Source organism: Nocardia sp. NPDC024068, assembly GCF_040638875.1.
In the GTDB taxonomy this organism is placed as follows: Bacteria; Actinomycetota; Actinomycetes; order Mycobacteriales; family Mycobacteriaceae; genus Nocardia.
On record NZ_JBEZYU010000005.1, the window covers coordinates 1 to 17,447 of the forward strand.

Below are 17,447 nucleotides of genomic sequence, written 5' to 3' on the forward strand. Positions count from 1 at the left end.
GCTCGAAGCGCATGTGGCGAAGCCACGAGTCTCGAGCGCTGAACGCCGGGACCAAGAGGCCCGCAACCCGCGCCGCCGGAGGCGGCGCAGAAAACACAGCTAGTTTTTGGGGGTGACCCAGGTGGTTATGTCGGCGTGGACGACTTCTTTTTCGGTTTTGTCGTAGATCGCGACGGGGATGGTGAGGTCGCGGCCTTCGGTGAGGGTGGTGAAGTCGGGGAGTTCGGGGAGTTCGGCGACCGCTCGCAGGCCGGTGGTCGCCTTGGTCAGGTATTGGACCTGCATCGCTTTCGGGATCCAGCGGTGGGTGGTGGGGACCGTGGCCTCGCTGAGCATGCCCATGGCGATCTCGGCGAGGTTGCAGGCGGCGATGGCGTGGAAGGTGCCCAGGTGGTTGTGTACGCCGAACCATTTCGGGGCCTTGACCTCGCACAGCCCGGGTTCCAGCCGGACGACGCGGGGCAGCACGGTGGCGAAGTAGGGGACCCGGGCGACCATCGACAGCGAGAAGAGGCCGTGGCCGAGGGGGTTGTCGGGTAGTTTTCGCCAGCCGCGGAAGGTGCCGGTCTCGTTCGTCATGGCCCTATCTTACTCATCGGTAAGATAGCTGCGGGACGGTATGGTGGCGGGAGCGCCGGAACTCGGCGGACCCCGATTTGAATCGTCTCGGGGGGCTCGTGCATACTGTTCGGGTTGCCTTGCCCCGGGTGGCGGTTGTTTCCATGAGACGACCAGGCCGGGCGGGGTGAGCAAAACCAGCGAGTACCTCATCGGTTACCGGTGTGGGTACGTCCGGGACGTAGTTCCGAGGGCCACGATCAGATTTCATCTCGGGGCCGAGGAATGAGCGGAGAGGCGACACGCCCGACCGCGTGGACCGGAGAACCATGACAGATGAACAGCGGCGCGGATCGGGCATGCCCCGGTCGTGGTCTCCACTGAGACGTCATCGTGTGTTCGGGCTGTGCAAATGAAGGTGGTACGGACGCCCTAGCCGGTATCCGGATCACGGACGAAAGCGGAGAAAAGGACACTTAGCGTGGCGGGACAGAAGATCCGCATCAGGCTCAAGGCCTATGACCACGAGGCGATCGACGCGTCTGCGCGCAAGATCGTCGAAACGGTGACCCGCACCGGGGCCCGGGTCGTCGGGCCGGTGCCGTTGCCGACCGAGAAGAACGTGTACTGCGTCATCCGTTCGCCGCACAAGTACAAGGACTCGCGCGAGCACTTCGAGATGCGTACGCACAAGCGGCTGATCGACATCCTCGACCCGACGCCGAAGACGGTGGACGCGCTCATGCGCATCGACCTGCCGGCCAGCGTCGACGTCAATATCCAGTGACGGGGACTCTCGATATGACTGACAACAAGAGCAGGCCCGCGGCCGGCATCCTGGGCACCAAACTGGGCATGACCCAGGTGTTCGACGACAAGAACCGGGTCGTCCCGGTCACCGTCGTCAAGGCCGGACCGAATGTGGTCACCCAGATCCGCACCGTCGAGCGCGACGGCTACAGCGCCGTGCAGGTCGCCTTCGGCGCCATCGACCCCCGCAAGGTGAACAAGCCGGAATCCGGCCAGTTCTCCAAGGCCGGTGTCACCCCGCGCCGGCACGTCGCGGAGATCCGCATCGCGGATGCCGCCACCTTCGAGGTCGGCCAGGAGATCTCGGCCGACGCCTTCGAAGAGGGCACCTACGTCGACGTCACCGGCACCAGCAAGGGCAAGGGCTTCGCGGGCACCATGAAGCGTCACGGCTTCAGTGGCCAAGGTGCCTCCCACGGTGCGCAGGCCGTGCACCGTCGCCCGGGTTCCATCGGTGGCTGCGCCACCCCCGGCCGCGTGTTCAAGGGCATGCGGATGTCGGGCCGGATGGGCAACGACCGCGTCACCACGCAGAACCTGTCGGTTCACAAGGTCGACGCCGAGAACGGCCTGCTGCTGATCAAGGGTGCGATCCCGGGTCGTAAAGGCGGCGTCGTGATCGTCAAGAGCGCCGTGAAGGGTGGTGCGCACGCATGAGCAGCTCCGCTGTGAGTACGGAGAAGAAATCCGCCAGCCTCACCCTGCCGGTGAAGGAACTGGGCGGTAAGACCAACGGCACCGTCGATCTCCCTGCCGAGATCTTCGACGTGACCGCGAATATCGCGCTGATGCACCAGGTGGTCGTGGCCCAGCAGGCCGCCGCCCGCCAGGGCACGCATTCCACCAAGACCCGCGGTGAAGTCCGCGGTGGTGGTAAGAAGCCGTACCGCCAGAAGGGCACCGGCCGCGCCCGCCAGGGTTCGACCCGGGCGCCGCAGTTCGCCGGTGGTGGCATCGTGCACGGCCCCAAGCCGCGCGACTACAGCCAGCGCACCCCCAAGAAGATGATCCAGGCCGCCCTGCGTGGTGCGCTGTCGGATCGGGCGCGTAACGAGCGGATCCACGTGATCAGCGAACTCGTCGCGGGCCAGGACCCCTCGACCAAGACCGCGAAGACCTTCCTGTCCGAGCTCTCGGACCGCAAGAAGTTCCTCCTGGTCGTCGGCCGCGAGGACGTCAACGCCTGGAAGAGTGCCCGCAACCTGGAATACGTGCACACCATCGCACCGGACCAGCTGAACACCTACGACGTTCTGGACAGCGATGTAGTCGTGTTCAGCGTCGAGGCGCTCAACGCCTTCGTGCACGGCCCGGCTGAGGCTGCACAGGAGGAGAGCAAGTGAGCACCATCGCCGATCCGCGCGACATCCTGCTGGCGCCGGTCATCTCGGAGAAGTCCTACGGGCTGATCGAGGAAGGCACCTACACCTTCATCGTGCACCCCGACTCCAACAAGACCCAGATCAAGATCGCGGTCGAGAAGGTCTTCGGGGTAACGGTCACCAGCGTCAACACCGCCAACCGTCAGGGCAAGCGCAAGCGGACCCGCTTCGGTTACGGCAAGCGCAAGAACACCAAGCGCGCGCTCGTGACCATCTCGGCCGACAGCAAGCCCATCGAGATCTTCGGAGGCCCGGTCGCGTAGGCGGCGGGGAATCCAGAAAGCAGAGAAGAACTCATGGCAATCCGTAAGTACAAGCCGACTACCCCGGGCCGCCGCGGGTCGTCCGTCTCGGACTTCGCCGAGATCACCCGGTCGACCCCCGAGAAGTCGCTCGTCCGCCCGCTGACCAAGAGCGGTGGCCGTAACGGCCACGGCCGGATCACCACCCGGCATCGCGGTGGCGGTCACAAGCGTGCCTACCGGCTGATCGACTTCCGCCGGCTGGACAAGGACGGCGTGCCGGCCAAGGTCGCTCATATCGAGTACGACCCCAACCGCACCGCCAATATCGCGCTGCTGCACTACCTGGACGGCGAGAAGCGCTACATCATCGCGCCCAAGGGCATCGCGCAGGGCACGAAGATCGAGTCCGGTCCGACCGCGGATATCAAGCCCGGCAACAACCTGCCGCTGCGCAATATCCCGACCGGTACCACCATCCACGCGGTGGAACTGCGTCCCGGCGGCGGGGCCAAGATGGCCCGCTCGGCCGGTGCCAGCATCCAGCTGCTGGGTAAGGAAGGCCCCTACGCCACGCTGCGTATGCCCTCCGGTGAAATCCGCCGCGTCGACGTGCGCTGCCGCGCCACCGTCGGCGAGGTCGGCAATGCCGAACAGTCGAACATCAACTGGGGCAAGGCCGGTCGTATGCGGTGGAAGGGACGCCGTCCCACGGTCCGTGGTGTCGTCATGAACCCGGTCGACCACCCGCACGGTGGTGGTGAGGGCAAGACCTCCGGTGGTCGCCACCCGGTCTCGCCCTGGGGTCAGCCGGAAGGCCGCACCCGTAAGCCGAACCGTCCGAGCGACAAGCTCATCGTCCGTCGCCGTCGCACCGGCAAGAAGCGCTAAGGAGGAGGTAAGAAATGCCACGCAGCCTCAAGAAAGGCCCGTTCGTCGACGACCACCTCCAGGCGAAGGTGGACGTGCAGAACGACAAGGGCAGCAAACAGGTCATCAAGACCTGGTCGCGTCGTTCGACCATCACCCCCGATTTCATCGGCCACACCTTCGCCGTCCACGACGGCCGCAAGCATGTGCCGGTGTTCGTCTCGGAGAACATGGTCGGGCACAAGCTCGGTGAGTTCGCGCCGACGAGGACGTTCCGCAGCCACGTCAAGGAAGATCGGAAGAGCAAGCGGCGATGAGCACAGAAACTCAGAATCCGACTGCGCGCGCGACCGCCAAGCACGTGCGCGTGACCCCGATGAAGGCCCGCCGAGTGGTGGACCTGGTCCGCGGTAAGCGCGTCTCCGACGCGCTCGACCTGCTCCGGTTCGCCCCGCAGGCCGCCAGTGAACCGGTCGCCAAGGTCGTGGCCAGTGCCGCGGCGAACGCCGAGAACAACCTCGGCCTCAACCCCGACACCCTGGTCATCTCGACGGCGTATGTCGACGAGGGCGCGACCATGAAGCGGTTCCAGCCGCGGGCCCAGGGCCGCGCGTTCCGGATCCGCAAGCGCACCAGCCACATCACCATCGAGGTCGAGAGCGTCCCCACCGCCGGTGGCACTCGTGGCCGCCGGAAGGGAGGGGCAAAGTAAATGGGACAGAAAATCAACCCCCACGGCTTCCGCCTCGGTATCACCACCGACTGGAAGTCCCGTTGGTACGCAGACAAGCAGTACGCGGACTACGTCAAGGAAGACGTCGCCATCCGCAAGCTGCTGAGCACCGGCATGGAGCGGGCCGGTATCTCCAAGGTGGAGATCGAGCGCACCCGTGACCGGGTTCGCGTCGATATCCACACCGCGCGTCCGGGCATCGTCATCGGCCGCCGCGGCGCGGAGGCCGACCGGATCCGTGCCGAGCTGGAGAAGCTCACCAAGAAGCAGGTCCAGCTGAACATCCTCGAGGTCAAGAACCCCGAATCGGATGCGCAGCTGGTCGCCCAGGGTGTGGCCGAGCAGCTGTCCAACCGTGTGGCGTTCCGTCGCGCGATGCGTAAGGCCATCCAGTCGGCCATGCGTTCGCCGAACGTCAAGGGCATCCGGGTGCAGTGCTCGGGCCGCCTCGGTGGCGCCGAGATGTCGCGCTCGGAGTTCTACCGTGAAGGCCGCGTGCCGCTGCACACCCTGCGTGCCGATATCGATTACGGCCTGTACGAGGCCAAGACCACCTTCGGTCGTATCGGTGTCAAGGTCTGGATCTACAAGGGCGATATCGTCGGTGGCAAGCGTGAGCTGGCCGCCCCGAGCGCGCCGGCCGGGGATCGCCCGCGCCGGGAGCGCCCGAACCGCCCGCGTCGTTCCGGTTCCTCCGGCACCACTGCGACCAGCACCGAGGCCGGGCGCGCCGCTACCGCGGTGGCCGAGCCCCCGGCAGAAAAGCAGGAGGGCTGACCAATGCTGATGCCCCGCAAGGTCAAGTTCCGCAAGCAGCATCACCCGAGCCGCAGCGGTCTCGCCAAGGGCGGCACCTCGGTGACGTTCGGTGAGTTCGGCATCCAGGCGCTGGAGCCGGCGTACGTGACCAACCGGCAGATCGAGTCGGCGCGTATCGCGATGACCCGCCACATCAAGCGTGGCGGCAAGATCTGGATCAACATCTACCCGGATCGCCCGCTCACCAAGAAGCCGGCCGAAACCCGCATGGGTTCCGGTAAGGGTTCGCCGGAGTGGTGGATCGCGAACGTCAAGCCCGGTCGCGTGATGTTCGAGATGAGTTTCCCGAACGAGGAGATCGCTCGCGAGGCCCTTCGCCGCGCGATGCACAAGCTCCCGATGAAGTGCAGGATCGTGACGAGGGAGGAGCAGTTCTGATGGCAACCGGTACCCCTGCCGCAGAGCTCCGCGAGCTGAGCGAAGACGAGCTCGTCTCCCGCTTGCGCGAATCGAAGGAAGAGCTGTTCAACCTGCGCTTCCAGATGGCGACCGGTCAGCTGACCAACAATCGCCGGCTGCGTGTGGTGCGTCACGAGATCGCGCGTATCTACACGGTCATGCGTGAGCGCGAGCTCGGTTTGGCCACCGGACCCGCTGACAAGGGAGATGCGGCATGAGCGAGAAGGTGGAGGAGGCGCGCGGCACCCGCAAGATCCGGGTCGGCTACGTGGTCTCCGACAAGATGAACAAGACGATCGTCGTCGAGCTGGAGGACCGTCACCGGCACAAGCTCTACGGCAAGATCATTCGCACCACCTCCAAGGTGAAGGCGCATGACGAGAACGAGACCGCCAATGTCGGCGATCGCGTGCAGCTGATGGAGACCCGGCCCACGTCGGCCACCAAGCGGTGGCGGCTGGTCGAGGTCCTGGAGCGGGCCAAGTAAGTCGCTCTTCGGCTGCGAAGGTCGTCAACGTAAGGCCCGCTTCCCGTTCCGGGAAGCGGGCCTTCGTCGTCCCGGGACAATTCGGTGGCGGGCCTGTTCGAGCAGCGATCCGGCAGGGGCAATGGCTGGTACCATATATGGCATGATCAAAACGACCGTGTATCTCCCCGAAGGCTTGGAGGTCCGGCTCGATGCGGAGGCCACGGCCACCGGGGTGAGTAAGGCGGAACTCATCCGTCGCGGTATCGCGATGCTGCTGGACGCCTCCGAGCGTCCACGCGACAACGCACCGCTGCCCGTCTTCAGCAGCGGGCGTTCACGGGGTGTCGATGAGATGCGCGACGATATCTACCGCCAGATCAAGCAGCGGTCGGCGCGACGGTGATCATCGTCGCCGACACCTCGGCACTGTTCGCCGCATTCGATGCCGACCAGGAAGAACACCAGCAAGCACTGTCGGTGATGGAGCATGAGACGTTGATCATCTCGCCGCTGGTGCTGACCGAGCTGGACCACTTGACTCGTCGCGATCTCGGCTTTCCCGCGGCGATGAAGATCACCGACGCGCTGCTGGCGCGAACGATCGACGGAAGCTACCGGCTCGCCGAACTGAAACACGTCGATCTGTCCACGGCGCAATCGGTCCGAGCCAAATATGAAGGGCTGCAACTCGACCTTGCCGATGCGGTGGGTGTCGCGCTCGCCGACAAGTACAAAACCGACTGCGTTTTCACCCTCGATCAACGCGATTTCCGTGCGATCGAACCGCTGACACCTGGTTTCCGCTCGTTCCGGATTCTGCCCGCGGGCAAATAGGTGCCGGATCTCGCGCGCACAGTTCTCGACGACGGCCACGCCGATCTGGTGGCGCCGGGCCGGGGCACGCTCGCGAATCCGGATTGGCCGGGGGTGCTCACGGACGGCGCGGCTCCGCTCGAATACGACCGCGCGATGCTGGATCCCGAGGTGACGATCGCTCGGCAGCGCGCCTGAGGAAGGGGGCGCGGCTCCAGGCTCCCGGTTGTACGAGTAGGTCGGGAACCGTCGCGCCGGGGTTGCCGTCACGGGTGGTAGACCTCCCATCCGTGGGCACCCGTGTCGCCGATTTCGTCGTCCCACCTGCGCCGTTTCGCGGGTGGAAATGGGGCGAGTATAGGCCTCTATTTGCTGGTAGACCCGTATTTTAGTATGCCCTAATAACTTTGAGGGGCTCTCCGGCGTGGGGTTAGTGTACCCTACCCTAAGTCGGCTCAAACCCGAGCTCATGAGGCGCGTTGTTTTTCACAGCGCATCCCTTTTGCTTCACCGCCGTCAGCGGATACGCTCGGGTTCGGATTAGGCTAGGCTAACTTCACTAAAGTTAGCTCAGCCTAAGCCGGCTTTGGTTTGATCTGCGAGAGGCGTTCTGATGGTGGCTACTCGTCCCGAGGCGAGTACGGGAATCGATGTCCGGGCGGAGGTCGGGTCGGCACTGGGTATCTCGCCGGAATCGCTGGACCTCGACGACGATCTGGTCGGGCAGGGTCTGGATTCGCTGCGGATGATGCGGTTGGCCGGTCAGTGGCGCAAGCGCGGATACGACGTCGATTTCGCCCGCCTCACCGCGGCGCCCACGCTCCGGGCCTGGAACACCCTGGTCGCGGACGACGGCTCCGGGGCGGACGGTCACGGCGCGGAGCGGGTGGGCGCGGAACTCTCCGGGAGTGACGCGGTTTTCGATTTCGATACCTCCTTCCCGCTCGCGCCGATGCAGCACGCCTACTGGATCGGCCGGTCCCACAGCCACGCGTTCGGCGGGGTCGCGGCACATCTCTACATCGAATTCGACGGCCGCGAGATCGAACCGGAACGATTCCGTGAGGCGGCGGCGGCACTGCTGGAACGTCATCCGATGCTGCGGGTCCGGGTGCTCCCGGACGGAAACCAGCTGATCGGCGCGGCGCATCCGGAGGCGATCGCCGTCCACGACCTGCGGCAGGAGACGGCCGAGCACGCGGCCGCGATCCTGGAGCGGCGGCGGGAGCGGGGCACGCACCGCGCCATGCCGATCGAGGACGGCGCGGTGCTGCGCGCGGAACTGACGCTGCTGCCCGGCGGCGGTGCTCGCGTGCACCTGGACGTGGACATGATCGCCGCCGACGCCATGAGCTATCGCGTGCTGGTCGACGATCTGGCCCGCCTGTATCAGGGCGAGACGCTGCCGGAGCTGGGGGTCACCTTCCCCTCGCTGTCGGCGCGACGCACCGATCGTATTGCGCGCGAGGCGGATATCGCCTGGTGGCGGGAGCGTATCCCGCATCTGCCGGGGCCGCCGGAACTGCCGTTGAACGACCGCGCGGTGCGCGGCGAGGCCGAACCGGCTACGGTCCGGCTGCACCACGCGATCGACGCGGTCGACCGCAAACGACTCGAGGAGCACGCCCACCAGCGCGGCGTCACACCGGCCGCGGCCGTCGCGGCGGTGTTCGCCGAGGCGATCGGCACCCATGCCGCCGGCCCGCGATTCCTGCTGACCGTCCCACTGTTCGACCGCGACCCGGTGCACCCCGATGTCGAACGGGTGGTCGGGGATTTCACGTCCTCGCTCATCGTGGATGTCGACCTCGGCGCACCGCAGACCCTGGCCGAACGGGCCGTGAGCATGCGGACCGCCATGCACGAGGCGGCCGCGCACGGCAGCTTCGGAGGTCTCGACGTGCTCCGCGAACTCAGCCGGGAGCGGGGCGAACCCGTGGTGTCACCGGTGGTGTTCACCAGCGCGCTCGGCCTCGGTGAACTCTTCTCGCCGACCGTGACCGAGGTCCTGGGCGATCCGTCGTGGATCGTCTCGCAGGGGCCGCAGGTGCTGCTGGACGCACAGGTCACCGAGGTCTCGGGCGGGCTGCTGCTGAACTGGGACGTGCGGGCCTCGGATCTGGAGCTCGAGACGGCGCGGTCCATGTTCGCCTACTACGTGCGACTGCTGGATCTGCTGATCGCCGGTGAATGGGATTCCCCGGCACCCGATCCGGTATCAGCCGAGGTCCGGGCGCAGCGCGCGGCGGTCGAACAGCCCCTGCCCGGAACCACGTACTTCGACGGCACCCTGCATGGACATTTCCTCACCGCCGCGGCGCACCGGACGGACGCGCCGGCGGTGATCGGTGTGGACCGCACCTGGACACACGGCGAACTTGCCGGCGAGGCCCGGCGTATCGCCGGTGCGCTGCTGGCGGCGGGCGTCCGGTCCGGCGATACCGTGATCGTCGACCTACCCAAGAGCGGCGAACAGATCGCGGCGGCGCTCGGTGTGCTCACTGCCGGTGCGGCCTACGTACCGGTGGCCCCGACCCAACCGCGGGCCCGGCGCGAACGCATCGTCTCGGTGGCCACCCCGGCCGCGATCCTCACCGATCGAGCCGGGGCCTGGGCGGATTCGCCGGGCCGGGTGCTGGATATCGCCGCCGCCCGCACCGCGGATCCGGCCGAACCGGTGCCGGTGGGCACCGACGCGTTGGCCTATGTGCTGTTCACCTCCGGCTCCACGGGTCTGCCCAAGGGCGTCGAGGTGCCGCATCGGGCGGCCGTCGCCACTCTCACCGATCTGGTGGACCGCTACCAGCTGGGCGCGAACGACCGCAGCCTGCAGGTCTCCGCACTGGAATTCGATCTGTCGGTGTTCGATATCTTCGGCCTGCTCGCCGTGGGTGGAGCCGTGGTGGTCCCGGGCGACGACGAGAGCACGCGGGTCGATACCTGGGCGCGGATGCTGCGCGACGAATCGGTGAGCGTTCTCAACTGTGTGCCCTCGATCCTGGGCATGATCCTCGATATCGCACCGCTGCCGCCGTCGCTGCGGGTGGTGATCATGGGTGGCGACAAGGTGGATGTCTCCCTGCTGCACCGGGTCGGGGAGCAACTGCCCGGCTGCCGGGTCGCCGGGCTCGGCGGAACCACCGAAACCGCGATCCACTCCACGGTCTGCGAAGCGCCGGACGTACCGGCCGGTGCGACGTTCGTGCCGTACGGGATACCGCTGCGCGGGGTGCGCTGCCGGGTGGTCGACGCGATCGGCCGCGACCGGCCCGATCTCGTCCCGGGTGAACTGTGGATCGGCGGAGCGGGTGTGGCCGATGGGTACCGCGGCGATCGGGAACGCACCGCCGACCGGTTCGTCGCCCGGGACGGCGTCCGCTGGTACCGCACCGGCGATATGGTGCGCTATCTGCCGGGCGGCTTCCTGGATTTCCTCGGCCGGGCCGACCATCTGGTGAAGGTGCGCGGGTACCGGGTCGAACTGGGTGAGGTGGAGGCCGGGCTGCTCGGGCTCGAATTCGTCACCGGGGCCGTGGCGTGGTCGGACGGTCGCGATCTGCGGGCCGCGGTCACCGCGACCGGCGCGGATTCCGGCGAGCGGATCCGGGTGGCACTGGCCGAGGTACTGCCGCCGCATATGATCCCGCGGTCGGTGACGGTGCTGGCCGAACTGCCGTTGACCTCGAACGGGAAATACGACCGCAAGAAGGTCGCCGGACTCGTCACGCCCGACGCGCGGTCGGAATCCGTGGCGCCGCGTACCGAACTGGAAACGGCGCTGGTGACGATCCTGGGCGAGATCCTGGCCACCCGTCCGCTGGGAGTGACCGACGATTTCCTCGCGCTCGGCGGCGATTCCGTACTGGCCACCGCGTTCGTGGCGCAGGTCCGGCAGTGGCTGGACGCGCCGCGGCTGACCGTCGCCGATATCTTCCTGCGGCGCACCCTCGCCGGCCTGGCCGATCGGCTGGTCGAGCTGGAGGGGGAGCGGATGGACCGGGTGGCCGCCACCTTCCTCGAGGTGATGGGACTGTCCGACGAGCAGGTCGAAGCCGAGATCGGTGGTCCCACGACCGCGGCGGAGACGGCGCCCGGCCATCGGCTGAGTTCGGACCGGATGGATATCGCCCGCGACGCCGGAATCGTGCACGAATGGCTCACCCATCCCAAGGCCGAGTACTGGGACATGCTGACCAGCACCCGGGCCGAGGTGGAGCAGATGATCCGCGACGCCGCGGCCGGTGCGCAACCGCAGTACGGGATGCGGATGGGCTATCTCGACGGGGTGCCGCAGTTCCTTTTCGAGCTGTACGACCCGCAGCGCAGCGATCTGGCCGTACCGGGGACGGGATACGCACACCGGCCCGGCGATATCGGTATGCATCTGCTGGTCGCCCATAGCGAGCGGCGGATCCCGGGGTTCACCGGCACCGTGATGCTGCACATCATGCGCACCGCGTTCTTCGAGGCGGGGGCGCAGCGGGTGGTGGTGGAACCGGATATCCGGAATCTGGAGGTCCAGCGGCTCAACGCCGCGGTGGGTTTCGTCGTGGCGGGCGACCACCCCGTGGCGGGCAAGACCGCCCGGTTGAGCTACTGCACCCGGGAGGACTTCATCCGCCTGACCGACAACGGCCGCCGACTCGCGGCCGCCGACCAGCTCACCGGCAGCTGAGAGGGCGGAATCGTGAACAGCACAGACCTTTCCGCGTCCACCCGGTCCTACCGGCAGATCTACCGCACCCGTATCGCCAAGAAGGTGCTGGCCGAGTTCTGTCACGAGCGGTTCGCCCGCCCGGTGGAGACGGCCCCCGGCGAATACACCGTGCGGTCCGACGACGGCCGGACCGAGTACCGGTTCCGGGCCGAACTGCTCGCACTGGACAGCTGGAACATCGACGAATCCGGTCTGCGGCGGGTTCGGGACGGCGCCGATCTGCCGATCGACCCGGTGGCGCTGATCGTGGATCTGAGGAGTGCCCTGGGCATCTCCGAGGAGGCGTTGCCCGAGTACCTCGAGGAGTTCGTCAACACCCTCTCGATCGGCACCGAGCGGCCCGACTCCCGGCGTATCGCGGCCGCGGAGCTGGCGGCCGCCGATTTCCAGACGATCGAGAAGACGATGACCGAGGGGCATCCCTGCATCGTGGCCAATGCCGGCCGGCTGGGATTCAGCGCCGCCGATATCGAGCGGTACGCACCGGAATCGGGACAGCCCTTCCCGCTGACCTGGGTCGCCGTCGTCCGGGAGAACTGCGATTTCTCCGCGGTATCCGGTGTCGACTACGACGGGCTGATCCGCGACGAACTGGGTGCCGGAACGCTCGCCCGGTTCGACGGCGTGCTCACCGGCCTCGGCCTGGACCCGGCCGCCTACTACTACATGCCGGTCCATCCCTGGCAGTGGTCCGAGAAGATCGCGCGGATCTACGCGATCGATATCGCCGAGCGCAAGATCGTCTACGTCGGCGAGTCCCCGGATCTGTACCAGCCGCAGCAATCGATCCGGACCCTGTTCGATATCAGCGACCCCCGGCGTCATTACGTGAAACTGGCGCTGTCCATAGTCAATATGGGTTTCACGCGGGGGATGTCTGCCGATTACATGCGCACCACCCCGTTGATCAACGACTGGGTGCGCAGCCGGGTGAGCGGTGACGAGTATCTGACCTCGATCGGATTCGAGATGCTCTACGAGGTCGCGGCCATCGGCTACCGCAACACCACGCTCACCGAGATCACCCGTCCGGGCTCGGAGTACCGCAAACTGCTGTCCGCGCTGTGGCGGGAGAGCCCGGTGCGGCTGGTGAACGAGCGCGAACAGCTGACCACCATGGCGGCGCTGCTGCATCTCGACCACCACGGTGAACCGCTGGTGGCGGCCATCATCGCCCGCTCGGGAATCGCCGCGCGCGACTGGCTGCGGCGTTATCTGCGCGCCTATCTGCATCCGATCATCTATCTGCTCTATCGATACGAGTTCAAGTTCTCCCCGCACGGTGAGAACCTCATCCTCGTTCTCGACGGCGGCGTCCCGGTGCGCGCGATATTGAAGGATATCGGCGAAGAGGTCTCCATATTCGGTGCCGCGGAAGGCATTCCGGAATCCTGCCGCCGCGCGGTGGCCGAGGAGGCCGACGCGATCCGCAATATGGGTGTGCTCTCGGATGTTTTCGACGATTACCTGCGCCACCTCGCGGCGATCCTGCATACGAGCGGACTGGTCGACGACGGATCGTTCTGGGCCACGGTCGCGGAGAGCGTGATCGAATTCCAGGAGCGGCATCCGGATCTGGCCGAGAAATTCACGCGCTGGGATCTCTTCGCGCCGACCTTCCAGGCGATCCATATGAACCGGCTCCAACTGTCGAACAACCGCCGCATGGTCAACCTCGGCGATTCGTATTCGACCCTTGTCGACGCCGAACACGAACTCGTCAATCCCATAGCCGAATACCGTCCGGTCGCGGCCCGGACCCCGGAAATGGAGGTGGCGGCCACGTGAGCGCGGATATGGAGATCATCCGGGACGCCTGGGGTATCCCGCATATCACGGCGGATTCGGCCGAGGGCGCCCTCTTCGGTCAGGGGTACGCCGGTGGAATCGACCGGGCCTGGCAGCTCGAATTCCTGCGGCTGCGGGCCGAGGGCCGCACCGCGGAGCTTTTCGGCGCCGACAGTGTGGGCTGGGACGAATTCGCCCGGCGGTCGCAGATGGATCGCGCCGCCCGGCGGATCTACGAGGCGTCGTCCGCGCGGACCCGGAGCCTGCTGCGCGCCTATATCGCCGGGGTGAACAGTTCGCTGGACACCGCGGAAGCCCCCGAGCTCACCGAATTCGGCCATCGGCCCGCACCCTGGCAGCCGTGGACGCCGATCGCGGTCTTCATCGTGCACCACATCCTGTTCGGGCGCTTCACCACCAAACTCTGGCGGCTGCACGCCTGCCGCGCCCTCGGGGTGGCCGCGCTACCGCTGTTCGACTGCGAAGGCCCCGACCATCCGGGCACGGCAGTACCCGATCTGCCGGACGAGGCGTTCGTGGCGGATCTGCTCGACCGGATCGGCGCCGGTGCCACCGGGGACGAGGATCTGTGGAGTTCCTCCTTCGGTGACGCGATCTCGGGCAGCAACGCGTGGGGTGTGGCCGCCGGACGCACCGCGACGGGTGCGCCGATGATCGCCGGTGATCCCCATCGGTTCCTGGAGCTGCCCGGTATCTACCAGCAATTCCACCTGGCGGCACCGGAATTCGACATTGTCGGGTTCGCGTTCGCGGGCGTACCGGGGGTACCGCATTTCGCGCATGCCGGCACCGTGGCCTGGGGCATCACCAACGCGATGGGCGACTACCAGGACCTCTACCTGGAGCGGCTGGACCGGACCGGCGGCCGGGTGTGGGTGGAGACGATGACGGGCCGCCGCGAGGCCGATACCCGGACCGAGCGGATCACGGTCCGCGACGGCGCTCCGGTGGATGTCGAAATCATCACCACCGACAACGGATCGGTGGTCTTCGGCGGGCCGGAGGCGCCGTTCGCGCTGAGCCTGCGCAGTCCGCTGCTCGACGACCCCGCCACCACCTTCGACGCCGCGCTCGACACGTTGTTCGCGAAATCGGCCGATCAGGTCGAAGCGGCGCTGCGCGAATGGGTGGAACCGGCCAACCGGATCGTCATCGCCGATACCTCCGGCCGGCTGACCCATCACGTCGTCGGCCGGATGCCGCTGCGGGCCGCGGAGAACTACTGGCTGCCGGTGCCGGGCTGGGACGAGCGCTACCGCTGGCAGGGATACGCCACCGCGTCGGTCTCCGATGCGGAGTTCGCCGCGGAGGTGGACGGATTCTCGGTGATCGCCAACCAGCGCATCCCGGAATCGGCACCGCTGCAACCCCTCACCACCGAATGCGTGCCCCCACAGCGTGCCGACCGGATCGGCGCGCTGCTCGCGGAGAACGAGGCCGTATCGGCCACCGACTGTGCCCGCATCCACGGCGACACCGAGAACGACGCCGCGGCCCTGCTGCAGGATCTGCTACGGCCGCTGACCGGGTTGAGCCCCGGCGGCGCGAAGATCCGCGAACACCTCCTGACCTGGGACCGCGGTATGCGCGAGGACAGTACCGACGCGTATCTGTTCGCCGAGGTCCGCGCCCAGCTGGTGCTCGGCCTGACCGGCCACGAGGCGCTGGCCGGACTCCTCGCCGCGCATCCGTTCCCCCGGATCTTCGATCCCTGGTTCGTGGTGCCCACCCGTATCGCCGCGGCGCTGGAGTCCGTGGTGCGCCGGGCACCCGCGCTGGGCGTGGATATCGGGCGGCTCACCGCGGCCGCTGTCGAAGCGGTGGCGGAGCGGGTCGAGGCGCTGCCCGCCGTGCCGACCTGGGGCAGCGTCCATGTATTGGCGCCGATCCACGGTATGGATCTGGTCGGCGCGACCCCGAAACATCCCGACCTGTCCAAGCGGGTCCGGCCGCGCCCGCTGCCCCTGGGCGGTGACGCCGAATGCGTCTTCGCCAACGGCAGCGCGGTCGGGTTCTCGCACGCCTGCAGTGTGGGATCGGCCGCGCGCTATGTCTGGGATCTCGCGGGGCGCGATGCCGGTCGCTGGATCGTGCCGCTGGGCGTGGCGGGGGATCCGCGGTCGCCGAACTTCGAAGACCAGGCGCCGCTGTGGGCGCGCGGCGAACTGATCGACATCGTCAGCGATTGGACGGAGCTGCGGCGGACCACCGACCGGCGCCAGATGTTCGGCCGGATACCGGCGGCGGAAACCTCCGGCGAAACCGCACCGGATACGTATCGGCCGCTGCCGCCTCCGCAACACCCGCAATCCACGAACGGCTCGATGCTGGGAGACGCATGAACCTGTTGACCGATACGCGACTGGAACTGATGAGGCGGCGGCTGGCCGGCTCCGGTGCCGGTGCGGCGCCTGTGGTGGCCACCGCGGTGCCCCGGACTCCGGCCGGGCAGCTGGGTATCGCCGAACGCCGGATGTGGAAGATCTACGACCTGGATCCGGATTCGGTATCCCACAACATCGGGCTCGTCCTCGATTTCGACGGATACGAACTCGACGCGGTGGTGGGGTCCTTCGAACTGATGGTGCGCGAAGCCGAGGTGCTCGGATCGGTGATCGTCGTCGAGGACGGTGTGCCACGCCGGACGCCGGTGATCGGGCAGGGGCACTGGGCGGTACCCGGCGCGGTGTGGGAATGGGGTTCGCGGCCCGCGAACCTGCCTGCCGCCGATCCGGGCGGGCACCGGGCCGATATCCTGGCCGCCGCGTCGGCTCTGGTGAAGGCGCCTTTCGACCTGACCCGGGAACCGCCGCTACGCGGGCGCGTCTACGCGGGCGCCGGTTCCCGCGTAACGGTGGTCCTGGTGGTGCACCACTTGGCCGTGGACGACACATCCTGGGCACTGCTGCTGGGGACCCTGGTCTCCGGGAGCCGGCCCGGTTCCGGTGCGACCGCCCGGCCGGGTACGGATACCGCACCGGACCGGGCGACGGTCGATTCGGCGGTCCGGCACGCCCTGGCGACCTGGGCGGCCGAGGACGTGCGCTATCCGCTGTCCGGATCGCTGCCGGAGACCGACGCCGCGCAGAGCTGGCTGTCGCCGCTCAGCGATCGCGACGGGGTCAAAATCACCGGTCCGGTCGATCCGGCGGATATCGAGGCGCTGGGCGCGGTCTCCCGCGAGGTGGGCGCGACCTCCAACGCCCTGCTCATCGCGGTGTGCGCGCTGAGCGTGTACGCGCTCACCGACGCCGCCGACCATGTGCTGCTGGTGCCGTCGGACAACCGCCGCCCGGGCGAGGACCCGAGCCGGGTGGGTTACTGCGGGAATATCGTCCCGATGCGGTTCTCGTTCGATGCCGGAGCGAGCGTGCGGGATTCGCTGCGCACCGCGGTGGCGGCGGTCTACCGGGCGATGGAATTCGCCACCGTCGATTACGGCACCGTGCTCACCGCGCTGCGGGCGGCCGGGGGCCGCTTCCCGGTCGCCGAAATCATGGCGTCGGTACGGAACGCGCCGCTACGCGGCGTTCCGGTGTCCGCACGCAAGGAAGTTTCCTGCGAATCGGTGTTCAACGGAATCGGCAACTACCCGATCACTTTCGCTTTCGAAATAGCCCCGGACAATCGAGTTCATCTGGAGGTCGATTATCAACCCGATATCGTCGACAACGCATTCGCGCGCCGCGCCTCGGCGGTGACGACCGCATTGGTAGCGCGCGTACCGCAGGCCCTGGACCGCACGGTGGGCGATCTCGTCCACGCGGTGCGCGAAACGGAGACCGCGTAACAGTTTTCCGATGCCGGCGGCCGGCGGGTGCGCCCG

General features: G+C 67.4%; 18 protein-coding genes and 2 pseudogenes. 19 read left to right on the top strand and 1 reads right to left on the bottom strand.

The annotated features are described in order from the left end of the window. Positions 1-99 precede the first annotated feature (99 nt). Positions 100-579 carry a hotdog fold domain-containing protein gene (locus tag AB0F41_RS08095; protein WP_357422063.1) on the bottom strand — a complete coding sequence of 160 codons (480 nt, stop codon included), beginning with the start codon at positions 577-579 and terminating at the stop codon, positions 100-102. A gap of 460 nt (positions 580-1,039) precedes the next feature. Here AB0F41_RS08095 and rpsJ point away from each other — a divergent pair, with 460 nt between their 5' ends. From rpsJ to AB0F41_RS08190, 19 genes and pseudogenes are all read left to right on the top strand, one after another. Beyond that, positions 1,040-1,345, top strand: coding sequence for a 30S ribosomal protein S10 (gene rpsJ, locus AB0F41_RS08100; protein ID WP_003938093.1), 306 nt, complete (start codon positions 1,040-1,042; stop codon positions 1,343-1,345). Positions 1,346-1,359: 14 nt separating this feature from the next. After that, a complete protein-coding gene (gene rplC / locus AB0F41_RS08105) occupies positions 1,360-2,025 on the top strand; it encodes a 50S ribosomal protein L3 (RefSeq protein WP_357422064.1) in 666 nt (221 codons plus the stop codon). After that, positions 2,022-2,711, top strand: coding sequence for a 50S ribosomal protein L4 (gene rplD, locus AB0F41_RS08110; RefSeq protein WP_357422065.1), 690 nt, complete (start codon positions 2,022-2,024; stop codon positions 2,709-2,711). Before rplC ends, rplD begins: the two co-directional genes overlap by 4 nt. Further along, on the top strand, positions 2,708-3,013 hold the full coding sequence (rplW, locus tag AB0F41_RS08115) for a 50S ribosomal protein L23 (RefSeq protein ID WP_357422066.1): 306 nt from the start codon (positions 2,708-2,710) through the stop codon (positions 3,011-3,013). The genes rplD and rplW overlap by 4 nt, the downstream gene beginning before the upstream one ends. A gap of 33 nt (positions 3,014-3,046) precedes the next feature. Then, positions 3,047-3,883, top strand: a complete 837-nt coding sequence (gene rplB, locus AB0F41_RS08120) for a 50S ribosomal protein L2 (RefSeq protein ID WP_030522696.1) — start codon at positions 3,047-3,049, stop codon at positions 3,881-3,883. A gap of 14 nt (positions 3,884-3,897) precedes the next feature. Then, positions 3,898-4,179, top strand: coding sequence for a 30S ribosomal protein S19 (rpsS, locus tag AB0F41_RS08125; RefSeq protein WP_328390806.1), 282 nt, complete (start codon positions 3,898-3,900; stop codon positions 4,177-4,179). Further along, entirely contained in the window at positions 4,176-4,574 is a 399-nt protein-coding gene (rplV, locus tag AB0F41_RS08130; protein ID WP_030522694.1) for a 50S ribosomal protein L22, read from the top strand. The genes rpsS and rplV overlap by 4 nt, the downstream gene beginning before the upstream one ends. After that, on the top strand, positions 4,575-5,372 hold the full coding sequence (gene rpsC, locus AB0F41_RS08135; protein ID WP_062999054.1) for a 30S ribosomal protein S3: 798 nt from the start codon (positions 4,575-4,577) through the stop codon (positions 5,370-5,372). A 3-nt stretch (positions 5,373-5,375) separates the two neighbouring features. Further along, entirely contained in the window at positions 5,376-5,792 is a 417-nt protein-coding gene (gene rplP / locus AB0F41_RS08140; protein ID WP_357422067.1) for a 50S ribosomal protein L16, read from the top strand. Continuing rightward, entirely contained in the window at positions 5,792-6,031 is a 240-nt protein-coding gene (rpmC, locus tag AB0F41_RS08145) for a 50S ribosomal protein L29 (protein ID WP_357422068.1), read from the top strand. The genes rplP and rpmC overlap by 1 nt, the downstream gene beginning before the upstream one ends. Further along, on the top strand, positions 6,028-6,300 hold the full coding sequence (gene rpsQ / locus AB0F41_RS08150) for a 30S ribosomal protein S17 (protein ID WP_357422069.1): 273 nt from the start codon (positions 6,028-6,030) through the stop codon (positions 6,298-6,300). Before rpmC ends, rpsQ begins: the two co-directional genes overlap by 4 nt. A gap of 142 nt (positions 6,301-6,442) precedes the next feature. Next, complete coding sequence (locus AB0F41_RS08155; protein ID WP_357422070.1) at positions 6,443-6,685, top strand: CopG family transcriptional regulator; 243 nt, start codon at positions 6,443-6,445, stop codon at positions 6,683-6,685. Further along, positions 6,682-7,116: a PIN domain-containing protein gene (locus tag AB0F41_RS08160; protein WP_357422071.1), complete on the top strand. Its 435-nt coding sequence runs from the start codon at positions 6,682-6,684 to the stop codon at positions 7,114-7,116. The genes AB0F41_RS08155 and AB0F41_RS08160 overlap by 4 nt, the downstream gene beginning before the upstream one ends. After that, entirely contained in the window at positions 7,117-7,293 is a 177-nt protein-coding gene (locus AB0F41_RS08165; RefSeq protein ID WP_357422072.1) for a hypothetical protein, read from the top strand. Positions 7,294-7,708: 415 nt separating this feature from the next. After that, a pseudogene (locus AB0F41_RS08170) lies at positions 7,709-11,149 on the top strand (amino acid adenylation domain-containing protein); the annotation flags it as partial. Between the two features lie 78 nt (positions 11,150-11,227). Further along, positions 11,228-11,770, top strand: a pseudogene (locus AB0F41_RS08175) (GNAT family N-acetyltransferase); the annotation flags it as partial. 12 nt (positions 11,771-11,782) lie between these two features. Then, complete coding sequence (locus AB0F41_RS08180; RefSeq protein WP_357422073.1) at positions 11,783-13,600, top strand: IucA/IucC family protein; 1,818 nt, start codon at positions 11,783-11,785, stop codon at positions 13,598-13,600. Further along, the gene (locus AB0F41_RS08185) at positions 13,597-15,963 is read left to right on the top strand and encodes a penicillin acylase family protein (RefSeq protein WP_357422074.1); all 2,367 of its coding nucleotides are present in this window, start codon (positions 13,597-13,599) and stop codon (positions 15,961-15,963) included. Before AB0F41_RS08180 ends, AB0F41_RS08185 begins: the two co-directional genes overlap by 4 nt. Further along, on the top strand, positions 15,960-17,411 hold the full coding sequence (locus AB0F41_RS08190) for a peptide synthetase (RefSeq protein ID WP_357422075.1): 1,452 nt from the start codon (positions 15,960-15,962) through the stop codon (positions 17,409-17,411). The genes AB0F41_RS08185 and AB0F41_RS08190 overlap by 4 nt, the downstream gene beginning before the upstream one ends. Positions 17,412-17,447: the final 36 nt, after the last annotated feature.

Excerpts from the sequence above, each read along its gene's own strand:
- AB0F41_RS08095 (WP_357422063.1), bottom strand. The coding sequence starts at position 579 with ATGACGAACGAGACCGGCACCTTCCGCGGCTGGCGAAAACTACCCGAC.
- rplC (WP_357422064.1), top strand. The coding sequence starts at position 1,360 with ATGACTGACAACAAGAGCAGGCCCGCGGCCGGCATCCTGGGCACCAAA.
- rplD (WP_357422065.1), top strand. The coding sequence starts at position 2,022 with ATGAGCAGCTCCGCTGTGAGTACGGAGAAGAAATCCGCCAGCCTCACC.
- rplB (WP_030522696.1), top strand. The coding sequence starts at position 3,047 with ATGGCAATCCGTAAGTACAAGCCGACTACCCCGGGCCGCCGCGGGTCG.
- rpsS (WP_328390806.1), top strand. The coding sequence starts at position 3,898 with ATGCCACGCAGCCTCAAGAAAGGCCCGTTCGTCGACGACCACCTCCAG.
- rplV (WP_030522694.1), top strand. The coding sequence starts at position 4,176 with ATGAGCACAGAAACTCAGAATCCGACTGCGCGCGCGACCGCCAAGCAC.
- rpsC (WP_062999054.1), top strand. The coding sequence starts at position 4,575 with ATGGGACAGAAAATCAACCCCCACGGCTTCCGCCTCGGTATCACCACC.
- rplP (WP_357422067.1), top strand. The coding sequence starts at position 5,376 with ATGCTGATGCCCCGCAAGGTCAAGTTCCGCAAGCAGCATCACCCGAGC.
- rpmC (WP_357422068.1), top strand. The coding sequence starts at position 5,792 with ATGGCAACCGGTACCCCTGCCGCAGAGCTCCGCGAGCTGAGCGAAGAC.
- rpsQ (WP_357422069.1), top strand. The coding sequence starts at position 6,028 with ATGAGCGAGAAGGTGGAGGAGGCGCGCGGCACCCGCAAGATCCGGGTC.
- AB0F41_RS08155 (WP_357422070.1), top strand. The coding sequence starts at position 6,443 with ATGATCAAAACGACCGTGTATCTCCCCGAAGGCTTGGAGGTCCGGCTC.
- AB0F41_RS08190 (WP_357422075.1), top strand. The coding sequence starts at position 15,960 with ATGAACCTGTTGACCGATACGCGACTGGAACTGATGAGGCGGCGGCTG.